The 20,237-nt window shown below is 60.5% G+C and carries 15 protein-coding genes and 1 tRNA gene; 8 read left to right on the top strand and 8 right to left on the bottom strand.

The window, feature by feature from the left end:
• Positions 1 to 38 precede the first annotated feature (38 nt).
• Complete coding sequence (locus tag AB8B31_RS06165; protein ID WP_018070607.1) at positions 39 to 2,273, bottom strand: RelA/SpoT family protein; 2,235 nt, start codon at positions 2,271 to 2,273, stop codon at positions 39 to 41.
• A 206-nt stretch (positions 2,274 to 2,479) separates the two neighbouring features.
• The gene (gene rpoZ / locus AB8B31_RS06160; RefSeq protein ID WP_018241396.1) at positions 2,480 to 2,884 is read right to left on the bottom strand and encodes a DNA-directed RNA polymerase subunit omega; all 405 of its coding nucleotides are present in this window, start codon (positions 2,882 to 2,884) and stop codon (positions 2,480 to 2,482) included.
• A gap of 297 nt (positions 2,885 to 3,181) precedes the next feature.
• Here rpoZ and AB8B31_RS06155 point away from each other — a divergent pair, with 297 nt between their 5' ends.
• Positions 3,182 to 3,763 (top strand): LabA-like NYN domain-containing protein, encoded by a 582-nt coding sequence (locus tag AB8B31_RS06155; RefSeq protein ID WP_018241395.1) that lies wholly within the window; start codon positions 3,182 to 3,184, stop codon positions 3,761 to 3,763.
• A 72-nt stretch (positions 3,764 to 3,835) separates the two neighbouring features.
• On the opposite strand, the gene smpB is transcribed toward AB8B31_RS06155, so the two are convergent.
• Positions 3,836 to 4,315 carry an SsrA-binding protein SmpB gene (gene smpB / locus AB8B31_RS06150; protein WP_018241394.1) on the bottom strand — a complete coding sequence of 160 codons (480 nt, stop codon included), beginning with the start codon at positions 4,313 to 4,315 and terminating at the stop codon, positions 3,836 to 3,838.
• Positions 4,316 to 4,416: 101 nt separating this feature from the next.
• A complete protein-coding gene (gene dapA / locus AB8B31_RS06145; RefSeq protein WP_018241393.1) occupies positions 4,417 to 5,301 on the bottom strand; it encodes a 4-hydroxy-tetrahydrodipicolinate synthase in 885 nt (294 codons plus the stop codon).
• 214 nt (positions 5,302 to 5,515) lie between these two features.
• On the opposite strand from dapA, the gene AB8B31_RS06140 reads away from it, so the two are divergent.
• Together AB8B31_RS06140 and AB8B31_RS06135 are read left to right on the top strand one after the other, a co-directional pair.
• The gene (locus AB8B31_RS06140) at positions 5,516 to 7,591 is read left to right on the top strand and encodes a lytic transglycosylase domain-containing protein (protein WP_115157011.1); all 2,076 of its coding nucleotides are present in this window, start codon (positions 5,516 to 5,518) and stop codon (positions 7,589 to 7,591) included.
• Positions 7,592 to 7,656: 65 nt separating this feature from the next.
• Entirely contained in the window at positions 7,657 to 8,553 is an 897-nt protein-coding gene (locus AB8B31_RS06135) for an alpha/beta fold hydrolase (RefSeq protein ID WP_439007426.1), read from the top strand.
• A 103-nt stretch (positions 8,554 to 8,656) separates the two neighbouring features.
• On the opposite strand, the gene AB8B31_RS06130 is transcribed toward AB8B31_RS06135, so the two are convergent.
• From AB8B31_RS06130 to AB8B31_RS06115, 4 genes are all read right to left on the bottom strand, one after another.
• Positions 8,657 to 9,721, bottom strand: a complete 1,065-nt coding sequence (locus AB8B31_RS06130; protein ID WP_115157013.1) for a porin — start codon at positions 9,719 to 9,721, stop codon at positions 8,657 to 8,659.
• A 556-nt stretch (positions 9,722 to 10,277) separates the two neighbouring features.
• A tRNA-Ser gene (locus AB8B31_RS06125) sits at positions 10,278 to 10,368 on the bottom strand.
• Positions 10,369 to 10,536: 168 nt separating this feature from the next.
• Entirely contained in the window at positions 10,537 to 11,754 is a 1,218-nt protein-coding gene (locus tag AB8B31_RS06120) for an NAD(P)/FAD-dependent oxidoreductase (RefSeq protein ID WP_026188336.1), read from the bottom strand.
• Positions 11,755 to 11,939: 185 nt separating this feature from the next.
• The gene (locus AB8B31_RS06115) at positions 11,940 to 13,055 is read right to left on the bottom strand and encodes a Gfo/Idh/MocA family protein (protein ID WP_018241388.1); all 1,116 of its coding nucleotides are present in this window, start codon (positions 13,053 to 13,055) and stop codon (positions 11,940 to 11,942) included.
• A 208-nt stretch (positions 13,056 to 13,263) separates the two neighbouring features.
• Here AB8B31_RS06115 and AB8B31_RS06110 point away from each other — a divergent pair, with 208 nt between their 5' ends.
• The 5 genes from AB8B31_RS06110 (at position 13,264) to iolB (ending at position 20,215) form a co-directional block, all read left to right on the top strand.
• Entirely contained in the window at positions 13,264 to 14,139 is an 876-nt protein-coding gene (locus AB8B31_RS06110; protein WP_027685308.1) for a MurR/RpiR family transcriptional regulator, read from the top strand.
• Between the two features lie 92 nt (positions 14,140 to 14,231).
• Positions 14,232 to 16,166: a bifunctional 5-dehydro-2-deoxygluconokinase/5-dehydro-2-deoxyphosphogluconate aldolase gene (locus AB8B31_RS06105; protein ID WP_439007425.1), complete on the top strand. Its 1,935-nt coding sequence runs from the start codon at positions 14,232 to 14,234 to the stop codon at positions 16,164 to 16,166.
• Between the two features lie 206 nt (positions 16,167 to 16,372).
• Positions 16,373 to 18,223, top strand: a complete 1,851-nt coding sequence (gene iolD / locus AB8B31_RS06100) for a 3D-(3,5/4)-trihydroxycyclohexane-1,2-dione acylhydrolase (decyclizing) (protein WP_439007424.1) — start codon at positions 16,373 to 16,375, stop codon at positions 18,221 to 18,223.
• Positions 18,224 to 18,287: 64 nt separating this feature from the next.
• A complete protein-coding gene (gene iolE, locus AB8B31_RS06095) occupies positions 18,288 to 19,208 on the top strand; it encodes a myo-inosose-2 dehydratase (protein ID WP_018241384.1) in 921 nt (306 codons plus the stop codon).
• Between the two features lie 209 nt (positions 19,209 to 19,417).
• Positions 19,418 to 20,215, top strand: coding sequence for a 5-deoxy-glucuronate isomerase (gene iolB / locus AB8B31_RS06090; RefSeq protein WP_018241383.1), 798 nt, complete (start codon positions 19,418 to 19,420; stop codon positions 20,213 to 20,215).
• The last annotated feature ends 22 nt before the right edge of the window (positions 20,216 to 20,237 follow it).

Here is a 20,237-nt window from a genome sequence, read left to right as displayed (position 1 = left end):
AATTTTTCGTCCAAACCCCTGAGGGGCTTAACAAAAGCTTACTCGTAGAGCCGCCGGACCGTGGCGATGCAATCCAGTTCCTTCATCTGGGCGAGCAACTGATTGAGCTGGCGCAGATCCCAGACCTCGACCTCGAGCATCATTTCGGTGAAATCGGCAGCCACCCGCACTGTGTTCAGCAAGCGGATATTGACGTCGAGGCCTGCGACCGTCTGGGCGACCTTGGCAAGCGTGCCGGGTTCATTCAGCCCATTCACCATGATGCGCGCCATGAAACGCGACTTGTTGGCTTCGTCGAGATCCCAGCGAACGTCGATCCAGCGGTCGGGCTGATCGTCGAAGCGCTGCAGGCTCGGCGACTGGATCGGATAGATGGTGATGCCCTTGCCTTGATCCATGATGCCGACGATGCGATCGCCGGGCACGGCGCCGGTTGGAGCGAACTTGACGTCGACATTGCCGGACAGTCCGCGGATCGGCCCGATATCGGCATCCGCGTCGATTTCCGAATGGCCACCGTCGTGCCCGGCCTTGGTCTTGCCGGGGATCTTGAAGATCATGCCGGCAGCGCTGCGGACGTTGAACCAACCGTCGTCGCCGGAGGGCTTCACGGTGACGCGCTCATCCTGATGATCTGGATAAACGGCGCGCAGCACGTCGAGCGAGGACATCTCGCCGCGACCGACGGCGGCGATCGCATCCTCGACATCCTTCTGGCCAAGACGGTGCAGCGCCGGCTTCATCGCCTCACGCGAGAAGATCTTGCCGGCCCTATTGAAGGTGCGCTCGAGAATGCGATGGCCAAGGCCGGCATATTGCTTGCGGATCGCCATGCGGGTGGCCCGGCGGATGGCGGCGCGCGCCTTGCCGGTCACGACGATTTCCTCCCAGGCGGCGGGCGGAACCTGCACGCCGGAGCGGATGATCTCGACCTCGTCGCCATTGGCAAGCCGCGTCACCAGCGGCATGATACGGCCGTTGATCTTGGCGCCCACGGTGGTATCGCCGATATTGGTGTGCACCGCATAAGCGAAATCGATCGGGGTGGCGCCACGCGGCAAGGCAATCAGCTTGCCCTTCGGCGTGAAGCAAAAAACCTGATCCTGGAACAGCTCGAGCTTGGTGTGCTCGAGGAATTCTTCCGGGCTGTCACCCTCGGCCAGGGCTTCGATCGTATGGCGCAGCCAGGAATAGGCATTGGATTCGCGAGAAAGGATGTCGCCATCGGCATTGGTGGCGCCGTCCTTATAGAGTGTGTGGGCGGCGATGCCGAATTCGGCGATTTCGTGCATGCGCTTGGTGCGGATCTGCAGTTCGATGCGTTGGCTGGAAGGACCGACGATGGTGGTGTGCAGCGAACGGTAATCGTTCTGCTTCGGCGTCGAGATATAGTCCTTGAAGCGGCCGGGCACGACGCGCCAGCGCGTGTGGACGATGCCGAGCGCCCGATAACAGGAAGGGATATCCTCGACGATCAGGCGGAAGCCGTAGACATCGGAAAGCTGCTCGAACGAAAGCGACTTCGACTGCATCTTGCGGAAGACCGAATAGGGCTTCTTCTGCCGGCCCTTGACGTAGGCGCTCGTCAGGCCGCTTGCCACCAGCAGATCGCGCAGTTCGGCCTCGATCTTCTTGACGATGCCCTCGTTGCGCTTCGAAAGCTCTTCCAGTCTTTTGGTGACGGTCTCATAGGCTTCCGGGTTCATATGCCGGAAGGAGAGTTCCTCGAGTTCCTCGCGCATGTCCTGCATGCCCATGCGGCCGGCGAGCGGCGCATAGATTTCCATCGTCTCCTCGGAAATGCGGGCACGCTTGTCGGCCGACATGTGATCGAGGGTGCGCATATTGTGCAGGCGATCGGCCAGCTTGACGAGCAGCACGCGCACATCGTCGGAAATGGCGAGCAACAGCTTGCGCAGGTTTTCCGCCTGCTTGGCCTTCTTGGTGACGAGATCGAGCTTCTTGATCTTCGTCAGACCCTCGACCAGGCGGCCGATATCCTCGCCGAAGAGTTCATCGATCTCGGCGCGTGTCGCCGTCGTATCCTCGATCGTATCGTGCAGCAGAGCAACCGCGATCGTCGATTCATCGAGGTGCATGTCGGTGAGGATGGCAGCGACCTCGAGCGGATGGGAAATATAGGGATCGCCGCTCGCGCGTTTTTGCTGGCCGTGCTTCTGCATGGCGTAGACATAGGCTTTGTTCAGCAGTGCTTCATTGGCATCGGGCTTGTATTGCTGAACCCGCTCCACGAGCTCGTACTGCCGCATCATTCCAAAGCCACTCCGATAAAAATAAAAGCGCGCCAATCAACGATTGGCGCACACATGGGCAATAATATGCCTAAGCAATAAAGGTGCAAGATTGACGATTGGTAATCGTCGCTCTTTTGCATCGCATGAAGCATTTTTCCGGATCGCATCAATGCGACCGGGAGGATCATACTCAACCGATGCGACCGGGGATCCGGCCGAAGCGCTTAGTAGTCGTCGCTCTTTTCCGGCGGCACGAGGCCTTCGATGCCGGCAAGCAGCTCTTCTTCCGACATCTGGTCGAAAGTGATCGTCTCCGGCAGGTCGTCCTGCTCTTCGCTGTCGGCTGCGGCGACACTGCCGGCGGCGATCATGCTCGCCGGATCGGGCTCGGGCTCGTCGACTTCGACATGCTTCTGCAGCGAATGGATCAGATCTTCCTTGAGGTCGTCGGGCGAAAGCGTCTCGTCGGCGATTTCGCGCAGGGCCACAACGGGATTCTTGTCATTGTCACGATCGATGGTGATCGAGGCACCCTGGGAAATCAGCCGGGCGCGGTGGCTGGCGAGCAGAACCAGCTCGAAGCGGTTCTCCACCTTGTCGATGCAATCTTCAACTGTGACACGGGCCATTGCCTGTCCTTTACGGTCGTCATTTCGGGATTAGCACGCCCGATACAATTAAAACCGGGCAAATACAAGTTTTTCATTCCGGCTCCCCTCGTCTTTATCCGCGGCTGAGCTAGATTTCCATGGAGAATGTCATAATTCCACCGAAGGTTGCTTGGAATATGTCGAATCGTGCCCTAAATCTTTCATATATGAATAATTCATAAAGTAAGGATCAAATCGAAATCGAAACACAAGCTATTGTTTTTATTGAAGTTTGGCACCTGCGAATTTCGATTACTCTCATTGGATTGGTAAGCGATGTTTGACCCACGCGAAAAAATTGCACTCTTCATTGACGGCGCCAACCTCTACGCTGCATCCAAGAGCCTGGGATTTGACATAGATTACCGCAAGCTCTTGAAAGCATTCCAGAAACGCGGATACCTGCTGCGCGCATATTATTATACCGCTCTGATCGAGGATCAGGAGTATTCATCGATCCGGCCTCTGATCGACTGGCTCGATTACAACGGCTACAAAGTCGTCACCAAGCCCGCCAAGGAATTCACAGATTCCATGGGTCGCCGAAAGATCAAGGGCAACATGGACATCGAGCTTGCGATCGACGCGATGGAACAGTCCGAAACGGTCGATCATCTCGTCATCTTCTCGGGCGACGGCGACTTCACGAACCTGGTCGAGGCGTTGCAGCGCAGAGGCCGCAAGGTCTCGGTGATCTCAACCATGGCAACCCAGCCGCCGATGATAGCCGACGACCTGCGCCGTCAGGCCGATCATTTCATCGATCTCTTGTCTCTAAAGGCTGAAATCGGTCGCGATCCCTCGGAGCGGGCACCACGCCAGGCCGAAGTCGCCCCGGCCAGCGATTTCGAAGACTGATCTCGTCGGGCGTCTCGAAGTCGCGCGATAAGGGCCGGATTGGACTGGTGATCGTCAGCCACGGCGTCGTGGTCAGCCTCTATCCTTCAGCAGGCGGCTCTTCTGCCGATTCCAATCGCGTTCCTTCTCCGACTCGCGCTTGTCGTGCAATTTCTTGCCCTTGGCCAGCGCCAGCTCCATCTTCGCCCGACCGCGATCGTTGAAATAGATCTTCAATGGGATCAGCGTCATGCCTTCGCGGTTGATGGCCGAGCGCAGGCGATGGATTTCACGGCCCGACAGCAGCAGCTTGCGGCGTCGGCGCGGTTCGTGATTGAAGCGGTTGGCTTGCAGATATTCCGGCAAGTAGGAATTGATCAGCCAGATCTCGCCGCCCTCATCCGAGGCGTAGGATTCGGCGATATTGGCCTTGCCTTCGCGCAGCGCCTTGACCTCTGTGCCCATCAGCACGAGGCCGGCCTCGTAGGTATCGATGATCTCGTAGTTGAAGCGGGCCTTGCGGTTTTCGGCCACGACCTTGTTCACCACGCGCTGGCTGCCTTTGGGGGCCATGACGACATTCCAATTTCTTTTTAGGGCGCGAAAAGCCGCGCCCTCATTTCTTGCCCTTTATGTAAGGGAGAGACCCCGTCTTGTGAAGAAGGCCGGTCCCGTCAGTTCAAAAGGCCTGCATGGCGCATAGCGGCGTCGATCGCTGATTCCGTTGCCGGCTCCAGCGTCGAAAGCAGCGGCGAGCGGACGTTGCGGCTCATCCGACCAAGCTTGGAGAGCCCGTATTTGGCACCGCAAAGACCCGGCTCAAGGAAGATCGCCTTGTGCAGCGGCATCAGCCGATCCTGAAATTCCAGCGCGCGGGCATAGTCGCCTGCCAGTGTCGCCGCCTGGAAGTCGGCACAGAGGCGCGGGGCGACATTGGCGGTTACCGAAATACAGCCGACACCGCCATGGGCGTTGAAGCCGAGCGCCGTCGCATCCTCTCCGGACAGCTGCCTGAAATCCGTGCCGCAGGTGATGCGCTGTTCGGAGACGCGCTCGATCTTGCCCGTTGCATCCTTGACGCCGACAATATTCTTGTGCGCCTTGGCGAGCGCACCCATCGTTTCCGGCGTCATGTCGACCACCGAGCGGCCGGGGATATTATAGATATAGATCGGCAGATCGACGGCCTCGGCGATGGCTGAAAAATGCGCGATCAAACCCTTCTGCGTCGGCTTGTTGTAATAGGGAGTGACGACCAAAACGGCGTTCGCACCGACCTTTTCGGCATGCTGGGCCAGCTCGATCGCCTCCCGCGTATTGTTCGAGCCGGCGCCGGCCATGACGGGAACGCGCTTTGCGGCAACTTCGATGCAGAGTTCCACCACCCGTTTGTGTTCGGCATGCGACAGCGTCGGGGATTCGCCCGTCGTGCCGACCGGGACGAGACCGGCGCTGCCTTCCTTGATCTGCCAGTCGACATGCGCGGCGAAGCTATCTTCGTCGATCAGTCCGGCATCGGTGAAGGGGGTGACGAGGGCGGGAATGGACCCATTGAACATGCAAAGCTCCTCACGACCAAATCCTTGCTTCGGCCGCATTCCATGAATAAGAGTTGCGCACCATAGAGCGCCGAAATCATCGCGACAAGCGCGTAGAGTTCGGTTTAGGGCAAATTCCGATAGCAGATGTGAATGAATTTTACCTGGTACGGTAAGGTTTCGTTAAGATGCCTCTAGCCTAATGGCAGGGCGTGTTTTCGTTGCGAGATCCCGGATGAAGAAAGCTGTCCTGATTCTGTCCGCCTTCGGCTTTGTTGCCGCCGCGTGGGGCAGTGTTGCGTCGCCGCTTCCCGGCGAGAGCACTCCTATGCCTGATGTCAAGCCGCTCGGCTTCATTCCCGAGACAGCCATACCGGAATCGATGACAACGGGCGCCATTCCGCGCAACCCGGCTATCGCGCCTGTCAGCGGCGACCTGAAAGCCGGCCTGGATGCGCTTTCCGACAAGGACCCGCAACTGGCGCTTTCGATCCGTGACAGCATGCGCGACGCTACGCTCGACCGGCATATCCTCACCTGGGCGATTGCCGTTTCCGGATTAAAGGGCGTTCCCTCCTATGAAATCGCCAGCGCCGCGCAGGAGCTCAAGGGCTGGCCGGGTCTTTCCCGGCTGCGCGCCTATTCCGAGCGCGCGCTCTATGACGAAAATCCCGCCCCTTCCGCCATACTTGCCGCCTTCGGCGATACCGCGCCTGAGACGATGCAGGGCGCCGTCATCCTCGGCCGGGCGCTGGTTGCATCAGGCAAGCAGGCGCAGGCGGCAAAACATATCCGCAAAGTCTGGCGAGGAGAGGCTCTCGACAAGGCGACCGAGGACAAGATCCTCGTCGAGTTTTCCGCGCTGTTGACGCCCGCCGACCATAAGGCGCGGATGGACTATCTGATGTATCGCGGCCGGGTGGCGCAGGCCAAGCGCTTCGGCGACATGGGCCAAGCCCAGTCGCTCTACAAGGCCTGGGCTGCCGTTGACGCCAAAGCCGGCAATGCCGGCGCCTTGCTCAACGCCGTCGATGCGAAGTGGCGAGCCGATGCCGGGCTGTTGTTTGCGCGGATCGAATATCTGCGCAAACAGGACAAATATGCCGAGGCGGCAGCACTTCTCGAGCAGATGCCGCCCGAGCGTAGCGAACTCGTCAATTCCGGCGAATGGTGGAACGAGCAACGTATCGTCAGCCGTGGTCTCGTCGACCAGGGACAATTCAAGCCGGCCTATCGCATCGTCGCAAACTACGCCGCAACGAGCCCGACGGATATCGTCGAGGCTGAATTCCACGCCGGATGGTACGCGCTTCGCGGCCTGCAGGACCCGACAACGGCGGAAAAACACTTCCGCAAGATCCTCGATACCTCAAACGGGCCGATCTCGGTCTCACGCGCCTGGTATTGGCTGGGACGCGCAGCGGAGGCCGGAGGCCCCGGCAAATCCAGCGAATTCTATGCGAAGGCCGCGAATTTTCCCGGCACCTTCTATGGCCAGCTCGCGGCGGAAAGGCTGGGGCGAAAGACGCTTAATGTCACCTATCCTGCACCGAGCACGGCTGACCGGCAACGCTTCCAGGCACGCGAAGCCGTGCAGGCGATCGCCCGACTGGAGGCCGCCGGCCATGGATGGCGGGCCGCCATTCTCTATCTCGCGCTCGCCGATCAACTGCAAAGCCCCGGTGAACTGGCTGTCCTTGCGGCACAGGCCGAGCAATCCGGCGATCATCATCTGTCGCTGCAAATCGGCAAGATCGCCTATGGGCGCGGCATCGATGTCGCAGCGCTTGCCTTTCCGATCGGCGTGATCCCGGCGAACGCCAATATATCTGGCTCCGGCAAGGCACTCGCCTATGCCATCGCCCGGCAGGAAAGCGCCTTCAACCCGGCCGCCGTTTCGGCGGCGAATGCGCGCGGCCTGCTGCAGCTTCTGCCGGGCACGGCCCAGGCGGTAGCCAAGCGCAATAACATCGCCTTTTCCAAGGACAAGCTGACGGCCGATGCCGGCTATAACGCGACACTCGGTGCGCATTATCTCGGCGAGCAGATCGACGCCTTCGGCGGTTCCTATATCCTCACCTTCATTGCCTATAATGCCGGGCCGAAGCGGGTGCCGGAATGGATCGGCCGCTACGGCGATCCGCGCGGCAGGCCGATCGACGAGATCGTCGACTGGATCGAGCGCATCCCCTTCCCCGAAACGCGCAACTATGTGCAGCGGGTGATGGAGAATTACGAAGTTTACAAGGCTCGCCTCGGCCAGCCCACCGATATCGAGCGTGACCTGATCGGCGGACGCAGCGCCTCTTGAAGCCGTTTGGCGCGGCTTGAAAAGCAAGTTACATCTTCGGGGTCAAACAGGTCTCGAGGGATGTGATGCCGGATACGGATGCAGGTGGTTTCCAGGAGCGATTTTTCACTTCTTCTGATGGGCTGAGGCTTTGTGCCCGCGACTACCCACCCGACCAGGCAGCAACTGCCGGATGGCTGCCGGTGATCTGCCTGCCCGGCCTGACCCGCAATACACGGGATTTTCATCCGCTTGCGCTGCTTCTCTCCCGGGATATGACAGCACCGCGCAGGGTGATCGCGCTCGATTCGCGCGGGCGGGGAAACTCGGCATGGGACGACAACAAGGCGAACTACAATCTCGCCGTCGAGGCGGGCGACGTCATTGCCGCCTGCGCAGCGCTTGGCATTGAGCGGGCGATTTTCATCGGCACGTCGCGCGGCGGGCTGATCCTGCATCTGATCGCGGCGACGCAGCCGGATCTTCTCGAAGCCGTCATCCTCAACGATATCGGACCTGTGCTCGAGGCTGAGGGGCTGGCACGGATCCGCGATTACCTCAACAGCGGCAGGAAGCCAGCGGACTGGAACGAGGCAGTCGATCTATTGAAGGAAAATCATAGCGCGTCGTTTACCGCGCTTGCAGAGGAAGACTGGCGCGAGATGGCGCTTGCCCTTTATCGCGATATCAGCGGAAGGCCGATCGCCGATTTCGACCCAGCGATCGCGGAGGCACTGAAATCGATCGATTTCAGCCAGCCGCTGCCTGATCTCTGGGGGCAATTCGAAAGCCTGAGTCGGCTGCCACTCATGCTGATCCGCGGCGAAAATACGTCGCTGCTTTCACAGGAAAGCGCCGGCGAAATGGCGCGGCGGCATTCGGGCTTGATCCGACATACTGCCGAAGGGCAAGGCCATGCCCCGCTCCTGTATCTCGATAACATCCCCACAGCAATTCGCACTTTTCTCGCCACCTGCCGATAACCTCATCGACACTGGTCAGCTGGCACAACGTGCCAGTCTCGCCCAAATACAAAAAGCCCGGCTCGAGAGCCGGGCTTTCCTGATTGACCGAAGTCAGATCAGATTAGAACGAACGCTGCAGACGGAAGTAGCCCGTCGTGGAGTCGTCAGCATCTTCCGGATCGAGGTACTGAACCGAAGCCTTGGCGTAGAAGTTGTCGACGATCTGGTAATCAACGGTCAGACCGACCTTCCATGCATCACCGGCACCGTCGTAATCGGTAGGAACGGTTTCAAACGCGCTGGCACCGCCGATGTAGTTGGCGTAGTACTGAACACCCGGGGTGATTTTCAGCTTGTCGGTTGCCTTGATGGCGTATTCGGCAGCAACTGCCCATTCAGCCGTCGAGTAGTAGGAGTTCGGGCCGGAAGAGTACACAGCAGCGAGGCCGAGCGTACCGGGACCGATGTCAACCGTACCCATTGCACGGACAGCGCCGTCTTCGTTGTCGACGTCCCAGCCGGCAGTGACCTGGTAGCTGAAGGCACCAGCCTTGCCACCGATACCAACGGCAACGCCGACATTGTTCGGACCATCGTTCGGAACAAGGAGGCCGGTGACGGGATCCACGTCACCCTGATAAACGCCGTCTTCCAGTTCATCGACGCTGATACCAGCGTAGAAATCGCTGGTTTCATACTGATAGCGGATCGAGTTGTGGAGCGTTACGACCGAGCCGATGTCGTCGGTTTCGCCGGAGAGGCCATCGTCCCACCAGCTGTAGAACAGACCGGCGCGGAAGCCGGCGATGTCGAGGTAAGCGGAGTCGAGCTTGGACGCCTGAACCGTGGCGTTGTCAGCATTGAACTGCATGACGATGACGCCGGTCAGCGGACCATATTCGGTATCGCTCTTGGCCGTGAACTGAACCTGACCGCGGGTGACAGCATCCCAATCCGAATCGCCGCCGACGTCTTCGCCAACGTTAACCTGGAAACGGATGTAACCGTTGATCTTGAGGCAGGTTTCAGTGCCCGGGATGTAGAAGTAGCCGGTGCCGTAAGCGTCGCAGACGCGAACATATTCAACCGGTTCCGGTTCGGCAGCAACGATAGCGTCAGCAGCCTGAGCACCGGAAACTACTGCGAGAGCAGCAGCGGAGCCGAGAAGAAGGCTCTTGATGTTCATAAATGACCTCCAATTCAAAGTTTCGATCGGGTTTGGGATCTTTCGCTGAGCAGCGTTCCCTGCCCCATCCCCGTGTTTCAAGAAGTGGACGATCAGTCGCCCTTGCTTCCGAGGTTGAAAATACAAGACGGAAGCCGTCACGCAATCACCAACTTACTCGGATGGGGGATTTGAGGGAGCCTTCCCGACATTCTGTTGCTGAAAGGACACAAGTCGGGCAACCGACCTCGATTTCCTTTATGCTTTGTTAAGAAAACCCTGATTTTGCGGAGGCTTAGGTCCAGCCAATAAAGAATTGGACATGCGCCCTGCGACACATTCGTGACACTTTTTTGGCAAAATGCGGCTCTTGCGGGGATTCAGGATTGCCGAAAGCGTAACCGGACGTGCACCGATCCACTTTCGCCACCTGCCGGTGGCTTGAGCGCGGGAGGTGATTCCCGCAGGCGATTCTCTCGCTCAAGGCAGAGAGATTTTTCGTCGCCGGCCTAGCCGACTAAGCGAACGTGATTCCCTGCCGGAAACTAACGATCGACGCACACTCAGGAAATCGGAATGGCGGAGAAGATGGGATTCGAACCCACGATACGCTTTTGACGTATACTCCCTTAGCAGGGGAGCGCCTTCGACCACTCGGCCACCTCTCCGGTGCGGCCTAACTATGGCGACCGCTCTGTGAATGCAAGGGTTTTTTGAGTTTTCACCAGAAGAAATGCAGCGGCTGGCATTTCGGCCGGTTACGCAAACAGTCCACATTTCCTGCCGCGTTCCGCGGAATTTGATCGCGCTTCGTTCTCGTGATGAAGAAGCCGAGCTCAGCCGAGCAGGCTCTTGAGGTCAGCAGAAGGGTCGGCGAGAATCGTTTTATCGGGGTTGGTCCCGGATTCCAGCAGCTTTTTGCCGGTCACATAGGCTTTCGCGTCGTTGATCGCATCGACGGCGATCAGCCGGCCTTCCCTGAAGTACCAGACCGAATGGGCGCCTTCGCGGGTGCCGGGGCGCAGCAGCGTCTCGTCATAGCCGAGATTGAAGCCGGCAATCTGCAGCTTGACGTCATACTGGTCGGACCAGAACCACGGCTTCGGCGCATAAGGCTCGCTGCCGCCAGCGATGACGGCCGCCGCTGCTTCGGCCTGGTCGACGGCGTTCTGCACCGATTCGAGCCTGATGCGGCCGCCCTCCCAGGGAAGTGCGGCGCAATCACCGGCCGCAAAGATCGCCGGATCGGAGGTGCGGGCGAATTCGTCGACCACAATGCCGTTGGCGACTTCGAGGCCGGCTTCCTTGGCGAGCTGGTCGTTCGGCGCGACGCCGATGCCGACGACGGCGAAATCGATGTCGATCACCGATCCGTCTGAAAGCGCGGCACCAACGACACGGCCATCCTTGCCGACCAGATGCTTGAGCCCTGTCTTCTCGCGGATCACCACGTCATGGGTCTCGTGAATCCTGCGCATGATGTCGGCGGTCTCCTTCGCCGCGACGCGCTGCAGGATGCGGTCGGCCATCTCGATGACGGTGACTTCCAGGCCGCGATGGCGGGCAACGGCTGCCGCCTCGAGACCGATATAACCGCCGCCGATGATGAGGACGCGGCGACCGGGGCGCATCTCGTCAGCAAGCAGGTCTGCATCGCGCTTGTCGCGGGCAACATAGACGCCTTCGAGATCGCCGCCGATTGCGGCCGGCAGCCGGCGCGGCGTCGAGCCGGTGGCCAGCGCCAGCGTGCCGTAATCAAGAACGGAGCCGTCCTGCAGCAGAACCTGCTTGCTGTCCGGCTTGATCTGCTCGGCCCAGGTCGACAGGCGAAGGTCGACGTCATTGTCCGCATACCAATGCTCGGCACGGAACAGTAGGCGGTCGAAGGCCATTTCGCCGAGCAGGTATTTCTTTGAAAGCGGCGGACGCTGATAGGGCGCGACGTCTTCCGCGCCGATGAGGGTGATCGGGCGCGTATCCTTCAACGCACGCAGCTTGGCCGCCAATGCGAAACCGGCCTGTCCCGCGCCGATGATCACCAGTCTATCCGTCACGATCTCACTCCTGAAGCTGCGCCCGACAACCACGCCAAGGCCTATCCCCTACACCGCCGCGCGTCTTTCAGACGCGCGAACGACGCTGTCGCATTTTGAGTTTCTGCATAATCCCTGAAATCGATTTCGATTTCAGGGATTATGCAGTAGCCCGTGCGCCGTCAACGGAAAGCGGCCTCTTACATTCAGGCGATCTCGATCCAGCGGCGCTCGTGGAAGGACTGTGCCATGGCATGTACCGACTTCTCTATCCTGAGACCGTCTTCGAATGTCACGATCGACGACGGTCCGCCTGAAATTGCCCGGATCAGCTCGCGGCATTCGATGATCTTCAGATCGTTGAAGCCGAGGCCATGGCCGGGCGCTGGAATGAACCGATCATAAGGCCGATGAGCGGGTGCCGCCAGTATCTTGCGGAAACCCTGTTCGGAGCCGCGACCCTCGGCCTGATAGAGTTCGAATTCGTTCATGCGCTCCTGATCGTAGACGATCGAGCCCTTCGAGCCGAAAATCTGCATGGCGATGCGGCCCTTACGACCCCAGGCGGCGCGATTCGCCATCAACACGGCTGAGATGCCGCCGCCAAGCCGCATCAGCACGTTGGCGCCATCGTGGTTTTCGACGGCACGGCGACCACCCTCGCTCAGCGGGCGGTCGGCATAGGGTTTTACCATATCCGTTATGACGGCCTCCACATGGCCGAAGAGATACCAGAGCAGCGACAGCGGGTGCACGGCGAAATCGTCGAGCGCGCCGTAGCCGGCGGAAAGCTCGCTCTTCCAATAAAAGAAGACATCGGGATCGGCCATGAAATCCTCGTCCATCTCGACGCGGATATGATTGACCGTGCCGATGGCGCCCTCGCCAATCAGCGTCCTGATATGCCGCATGACGGGATTCTGAATGTAATTATAGCCAAGAGCGGCAACCTTGCCGGATCGCTTCGCCGTTTCCAGCATGCGCTCGGCATCGGCATAGGCCGGCGCCATCGGCTTTTCGCACCAGACATGCTTGCCGGCCTCAAGGGCAGCAATCGCCATCTCGGCGTGGAACTGATTGGGCGTGGTGACGGAGACGACGTCGACCTCGGGGTCGGCGATCAGCGCCCGCCAGTCGGCCGTCGCCTTCTCGAAACCGAATTCACCGGCACGAGTCTCAGCGAGTCCGGCATTGGCTTCGGCCAGATGCACAAGACGCGGACGCTCGACATCGCCGAACACCGTCTTTACCGCGTTCCACGCCAGCGCATGGCACTTGCCCATATAACCGGTGCCGATCAAACCGATGCCGAGTGGCTTCATTTCCGTCTCCTCCAGAGCTGCGCGCGGATTTTTGGAATATTTGGATCATTTTGACAAGGGACCTATTCACAAGCATTTCTGCGCCATTCCCGAATGGAACTGTTCAAAAGCCTTCAATTACAGGGGATTAAAAACAATTAGCCGTGCCGTTTGAAATCGTTTATGTTCAATAATATGGAATATTTGTTTCATCTCCCGAGCTGCAAGCATGGATAACGATCCCCAGAGGCACGCGCGCGTACCGCGCGATTTCGAAAGCCTGCGCAGTACCATCATCGAGCGCAAGGCGAACATGCCGAAGCGGCTGGCGCAGGTCGCCGCCTTCGCCCTCGGCAATCCCGACGAGATCGCCTTCGGCACGACGGCGAGCATCGCGGCCGCCTCCGACGTCCAGCCCTCGACGCTGGTGCGCCTGGCGCATCATCTGGGTTATGGAGGGTTTTCCGACCTGCAGAGCATCTTTCGCGAAAGATTGCGCGACCGGACGCTAAGCTACGAAGAGCGCCTCGTTACGCTGGAGCAATCGAGCGGCGACGATGAGGACGCCAATCTGCTCTCCGGCTTCATCGCCGCGGCAAACCAGTCGGTCAATCGGCTGGCGGCGACGGTGCAGAGCGATACCTTCACCAAAGCCGTGAATATCCTTGCTAACGCCGAGACGATCTATCTGATCGCCAAACGGCGCTCCTATCCGCTGACGGCGCACATGACCTACGCTTTTTCCAAGCTCAACATCCGCCACCAGATCGTCGCCTCGCCGAACGGCGTTGACCCTGAGATGGTGCAATTCGCAACACCGAAGGATGCGGCGATCGCGGCGAGCTTTTCGCCCTACGCGGCCGACAGCCTCAACCAGAGCCAGGAGCTTGCCGACCGCGGCGTCCCCGTCATCGCGATCACCGATTCGGCCTTCTCGCCGCTTGCCGCCTGCGCCACGCACTGGTTCGAGGTGGCGGAAGCCGATTTCGCCGGCTTCCGCTCGCTTTCGGCCTCGATGGCGCTCACCATGGCACTGCCGGTTGCAATTGCCGAGCGCCGGCGCAAGCATCAACAGTCGAAACCTGTAAAAGGCAAAATGGAATAAACATTCCGAATTGACAAAATATCGGAACCAATGTTTCATTATTGAAAATTCGCAGGCACTGGAAGCCGCGCAAAATCTAGCGGGAGGACATCATGGTACAATCGAATCCGGGTTCACAGCCGGAGCCGGCGCTTGATGTGATCACCATCGGCCGTTCCTCGGTCGATCTTTACGGCCAGCAGATCGGTTCGCGGCTGGAGGATATCGGCTCCTTCGCCAAGTCCGTTGGCGGCTGCCCGGCCAATATCGCCATCGGCACGGCTCGGCTCGGCCTCAAATCCGGCCTCATCACCCGCGTCGGCGACGAACAAATGGGACGCTTCATCCGCGAGCAGTCGGCGCGCGAAGGTGTGGCGACAGACGGCATCGTCACCGACAAGGAGCGGCTGACGGCGCTGGTGCTGCTTGCGGTCGAGGCCGAGGGCGTGTCGCCGATGATCTTCTATCGGTCGGACTGCGCCGACATGGCGCTCGATGAAGGCGATATCGACGAAAATTTCATCAGATCGTCGCGCGCCGTTCTCGTTTCCGGCACGCATTTCTCGCGGCCGAATACCGAGGCCGCCCAGCGCAAAGCGATCCGCATCGCCAAGGCGAACGGCCGCAAGGTGATCTTCGACATCGATTACCGGCCGAATCTCTGGGGCCTTGCCGGCCATGCGGAAGGCTTCGAGCGCTACGTGAAATCCGACCGGGTCTCCTCGAAGATGAAGGAGACGCTGCCGGATTGCGATCTCATCGTCGGCACCGAAGAGGAAATCCTGATCGCGTCCGGCGCCGACGATGTGCTCGGCGCGCTGAAGGAGATCCGCCGCCTTTCGCCGGCGACGATCGTGCTCAAGCGCGGCGCCATGGGCTGCATCGTCTATGACGGGCCGATCGCCGACGATCTTGAGGCCGGCATCATCGGCCAGGGTTTCCCGATCGAAGTCTTCAACGTACTCGGCGCCGGCGACGCCTTCATGTCCGGCTTCCTGCGCGGCTTCCTGCGCGACGAGCCTCTGAAGACCTGCGCCACCTGGGCCAATGCCTGCGGCGCCTTCGCGGTCTCCCGACTGCTCTGCTCGCCGGAATATCCGACCTGGGCGGAACTCGACTTCTTCCTGACGACCGGCAGCAAACATCGGGCGCTGCGCAAGGACGAGGAGATGAACCATATTCATTGGGCATCAACCCGGCGCGGCGAAATCCCGCTTTTGATGGCACTGGCGATCGACCATCGTTCGCAGCTCGTCAGCGTCGCCGATGAACTCGGCGTCGGCCACGAAAAGATCGTCGCCTTCAAGCGGCTGGCAGTCGCGGCGGCGGCGCGGGTTTCGAATGGCCGCGACGGCTATGGCATGCTGATCGACGAACGCTTCGGCCGCGATGCCTTCTTCGATGCGGCGACGAAGAATTTCTCCTGGATCGGCCGGCCGGTGGAATTGCCGGGCTCGAAGCCACTGCGCTTCGAATTCAGCCAGGATATCGGCTCGCAGCTGGTGGAATGGCCACTCGCTCATTGCATCAAGTGCCTGTGCTTCTATCATCCCGATGATCCGGCTGAATTGAAGACGGAGCAGCAGGAGAAGCTGCGCACGCTGTTCGAGGCTGCCCGCAAAGTCGGGCGCGAGCTGCTGGTGGAGATCATCGCCGGTAAGAACGGGCCGCTCACCGACGATACCATTGCGACCGCGCTGGAGGAACTCTATGCGCTCGGCATCAAGCCGGACTGGTGGAAGCTCGAGCCGCAGGCATCCCGTGAAGCCTGGAAAAAGATCGATGCGGTGATCGCCAAAAATGATCCATGGTGCCGCGGTATCGTGCTCTTGGGGCTCGAGGCGCCCGCCGACGAGCTGATCTCCTGCTTCGAGGCGACGCTGGCGGCTCCCTCCGTAAAGGGTTTCGCCGTCGGCCGAACGATCTTTGCCGATCCGGCACGCGCCTGGCTTTCGGGCGAAATGAACGACGAGGAGGCGATCGCCGACATGGCCGGTCGCTTCCGGCAACTGACGGAGGCGTGGCTGAAGACCCGCGGACATCAGTAGAAACCGAATTGAGACCCCTCCCCAACTCCTCCCCATAAGGTGGGAGGGACTTAACTTGGGGCACTATCTCACGCCGTGAACGAGCGTCCTTTTGGACAAGACGTTGCGGCGAGAATGTAGAGAGCCCGGCAGGTTAGCCCCTCCCCTTGTGGAGAGGAGTTGGGAAGGGGAAAACAGATAGAGAGTCAAAAGTCCGGGAGGACCCGATGGGCAAGACGATACGGTTGACGATGGCGCAGGCCGTCGCGCATTTCCTGAAAGTACAGATGACGATCGTCGACGGCAAAAAGGTGCCGATCTTCGGTGGCGTCTGGGCGATCTTCGGTCACGGCAACGTCGCCGGCATCGGCGAGGCGCTCTATCAGGTGCGCGGCGAATTGACGACCTATCGCGCCCACAATGAACAGGGCATGGCGCATGCCGCGATCGCCTATGCCAAGGCGAATTTCCGCACGCGCTTCATGGCCTGCACGAGTTCGATCGGCCCCGGCGCGCTGAACATGGTGACGGCCGCCGGCGTGGCGTATGTCAATCGTATTCCCGTTCTGTTCCTGCCGGGCGATGTCTTCGCCAACCGCGCGCCGGATCCGGTGCTGCAGCAGATCGAAGATTTCGGCGACGGCACGGTTTCAGCCAATGATGCCTTCCGTTCGGTTTCGCGCTATTTCGACCGCATCACCCGGCCCGAGCAGATCATCACGGCGCTGAAGCGCGCCATGCAGGTCTTGACCGACCCGCTCGATTGCGGCCCGGTGACATTGTCGCTCTGCCAGGACGTCCAGGCAGAAGCCTACGATTATCCGGAAAGCCTGTTCGATGAAAAAGTCTGGATGACCCGCCGGCCGCAGCCGGATGCGGACGAACTGGCGAATGCCATCGCACTGATCAAGGCGTCGCAGAAGCCGGTGATCGTTGCCGGCGGCGGCGTGCTTTATTCGCAGGCGACGAAGGAGCTTGCTGCCTTTGCCGAGGCGCATGGCGTTCCCGTCGTCGTCACCCAGGCCGGCAAGTCGGCGATCAACGAGACCCATCCGCTGGCACTCGGCTCGGTCGGCGTCACCGGCACGTCGGCGGCCAATGCGATCGCCGAAGAGACGGATCTTGTCATTGCCGTCGGCACACGCTGCCAGGATTTCACCACCGGCTCCTGGGCGCTGTTCAAGAACGACAGCCTGAAGATGATCGGCCTCAACATCGCCGCCTATGATGCAGTGAAGCACGACAGCCATCCGCTGGTGAGTGACGCCCGCGAAGGGTTGAAGGCGCTTTCGGCAGGGCTTTCGGGCTGGAAGGCGCCGGCCGCACTCGCCGAGAAGGCGACCGCGGAAAAGAAGGTCTGGATGGAGGCCGCTGCCAAGGCGATGGCGACGACCAATGCCGCCCTGCCCTCCGATGCCCAAGTGATCGGCGCGGTGGCTCGCACGCTCGGCGGCGAGAATACGACGGTGCTTTGCGCTGCGGGCGGCCTTCCCGGCGAATTGCACAAGCTCTGGCCGGCGACGGCGCCGGGCAGCTATCACATGGAATACGGCTTTTCCTGCATGGGTTACGAGATCGCCGGCGGGCTCGGCGCCAAGATGGCGCATCCTGAACGGGATGTCGTCGTCATGGTCGGCGACGGTTCCTACATGATGATGAATTCCGAGCTTGCCACCTCGGTCATGCTTGGCCTCAAGCTCAATATCGTCGTGCTCGACAATCGCGGTTATGGTTGCATCAACCGGCTGCAGATGGGAACCGGCGGCGCCAACTTTAACAATCTGCTGAAGGACTCCTATCACGAGGTGATGCCGGAGATCGATTTCCGGGCGCATGCCGAAAGCATGGGCGCCATCGCCGTCAAGGTCGCCTCGATCGCCGAGCTGGAGCAGGCGATCGCCGACTCGAAGAAGAACGACCGGACCTCGGTCTTCGTCATCGACACCGATCCGCTTGTTACCACGGAGGCCGGCGGCCACTGGTGGGATGTCGTGGTGCCTGAGGTCAGCTCGCGCGAACAGGTCAACGAAGCGCGCAAGGGCTACGTCGAAGCACGCGCCGCCCAGCGCATCGGCTAATTATCGCCGTCATTTTTCGGAAGAGCGGAGCCGCTCTTCCGCAATGCTTTTAAGGAGAATGTTGATGAAGGCCAAACTCGGCATGTCGCCCATCGCGTGGTGGAACGACGATCTTCCTGAGCTTAGCGACGATGTGTCCCTCGAGGAATGCCTGCGGCAATCGCGCAGCGCCGGTTTCACCGGCATGGAGCAAGGCCGCCGTTTCCCTAGCAATCCGGAAGAGATGCTCCCGATCCTGCGCGCCGCCGACGTGACGCTATGCGGCGGCTGGTTCTCCGGCACGCTGGTCAATGAGGAGCTTTCCGCCAACAAGGACCGCATCGCGCCGATGATCTCGCTGTTCAAGGCGGTCAATGCGCCTTGCATCGTTTATGGCGAAGTCGGCCGCTCGATCCAGGGCGACCGTTCCAAGCCGCTCGCGACCAAGCCGCGCCTCTCCGATGACGAGATGAAGGCCTATGCGCGCCGTGTCACGGAATTCGGGGAATGGTGCGCCGAGCAGGGCATGCCGCTTTCCTATCACCATCACATGGCCGCCGTCGTCGAAACCGAGCCGGAACTCGACGCCTTCATGCGTTACTCGGGCGAAGGTATTCCGCTGCTGCTTGATGCCGGGCATCTTGCTTTTGCCGGCGGCGACGTGTTGCGCGCCATCGAGAACCACCACGCCCGTATCAACCATGTTCACGTCAAGGATATCCGCAAGCCTGTCGTGGATGGGCTGGACCGCAGCCGGCAGTCCTTCCTCGATGCGGTGGCACTTGGCGCCTTCACCGTGCCGGGCGACGGCTCGCTCGATTTCGGTGCCATCGTCCAGCGGCTGGCCGATCACGGCTATGAAGGCTGGTTCGTCGTCGAGGCCGAACAGGATCCGCGCAAGGCCCCTCCGCAGAAAATGGCCGAGATCGGTCACGCCGAGTTGATGCGCGTCATGACGGCTGCTGGCTATACCGTGGAAACGGAAGGCTTCCCCAAGGGGTCGTAAAGCCTGGTTGTCCGGGCGTCCTCCCACAAGGGGCTCGCCTTTCCGGACCGCTGGAGCAAGAAGCCCTCTCATCCGCCCTCCGGGCAGCTTCTCCCCGGTGGGGAGAAGAGGAACGGAAAGGGCGCGGCATGTCGCTTCTCCCCTCGGGGAGAAAGGTGGCGGCAGCCGGATGAGGGAGCCGCACCCGCCAACTTACGAGGAAAACACCAATGCCAAATCTCAAGGTGAAACCGTCCGGCACGCGCGGCCGTGTCACGCATGTCACTCCGGAAAATGCCGGATGGACCTATGTCGGCTTCGATCTGCATCGGATGAAGCCGGGCGAGACCGTTTCGGGAGAGACGGGCGATCGCGAAGTCTGCCTCGTCTGGGTAACCGGCAAGGGCAAGGCATCTGCCGGCACCAAGGATTTCGGCACGCTCGGCGGTCGCATGAGCCCGTTCGATGGTGCGCCGCATGCGCTCTACATCCCGATGGAATCGACGTGGTCGGTGACGGCGGAGACCGACCTGGAACTCGCCGTCTGCTCGGCGCCCGGCGGCGGTACCTATCAGGCAAAGGCAATCCCGCCCGGCACGCATCCGCAGGTGACGCGCGGCAAGGGCACGAACGTGCGCTATGTCAACAATATCATGCCGGAAGACGACAGCTCGGCGCATTCGCTGCTCGTCGTCGAGGTGATCACGCCAGGCGGCCACACCTCCTCCTATCCGCCGCACAAGCACGACCAGGACGACCTGCCGAACGAAAGCTTCCTGGAAGAGACCTATTACCATCGCCTCAACCCGCCGCAGGGGTTCGGCTTCCAGCGCGTCTACACCGACGACCGCTCGCTCGACGAAGCGATGGCGATCGAGGACGGCGATGTGACGCTGGTGCCGAAGGGCTACCACCCCTGCGCTGCCTGCCATGGCTATGATCTCTATTACCTCAACGTCATGGCCGGCCCGCAGCGGATCTGGAAATTCCACAATGCCGCCGAGCATGAGTGGCTGCTGAAGGCGTGAAGGCGTCCTCAGATCGCTAAAT

The organism is Rhizobium sp. 62_C5_N11_2 (assembly GCF_051811185.1).
Lineage (GTDB): Bacteria > Pseudomonadota > Alphaproteobacteria > Rhizobiales > Rhizobiaceae > Rhizobium > Rhizobium leguminosarum.
This window is presented reverse-complemented; position numbering and strand designations above follow the sequence as displayed.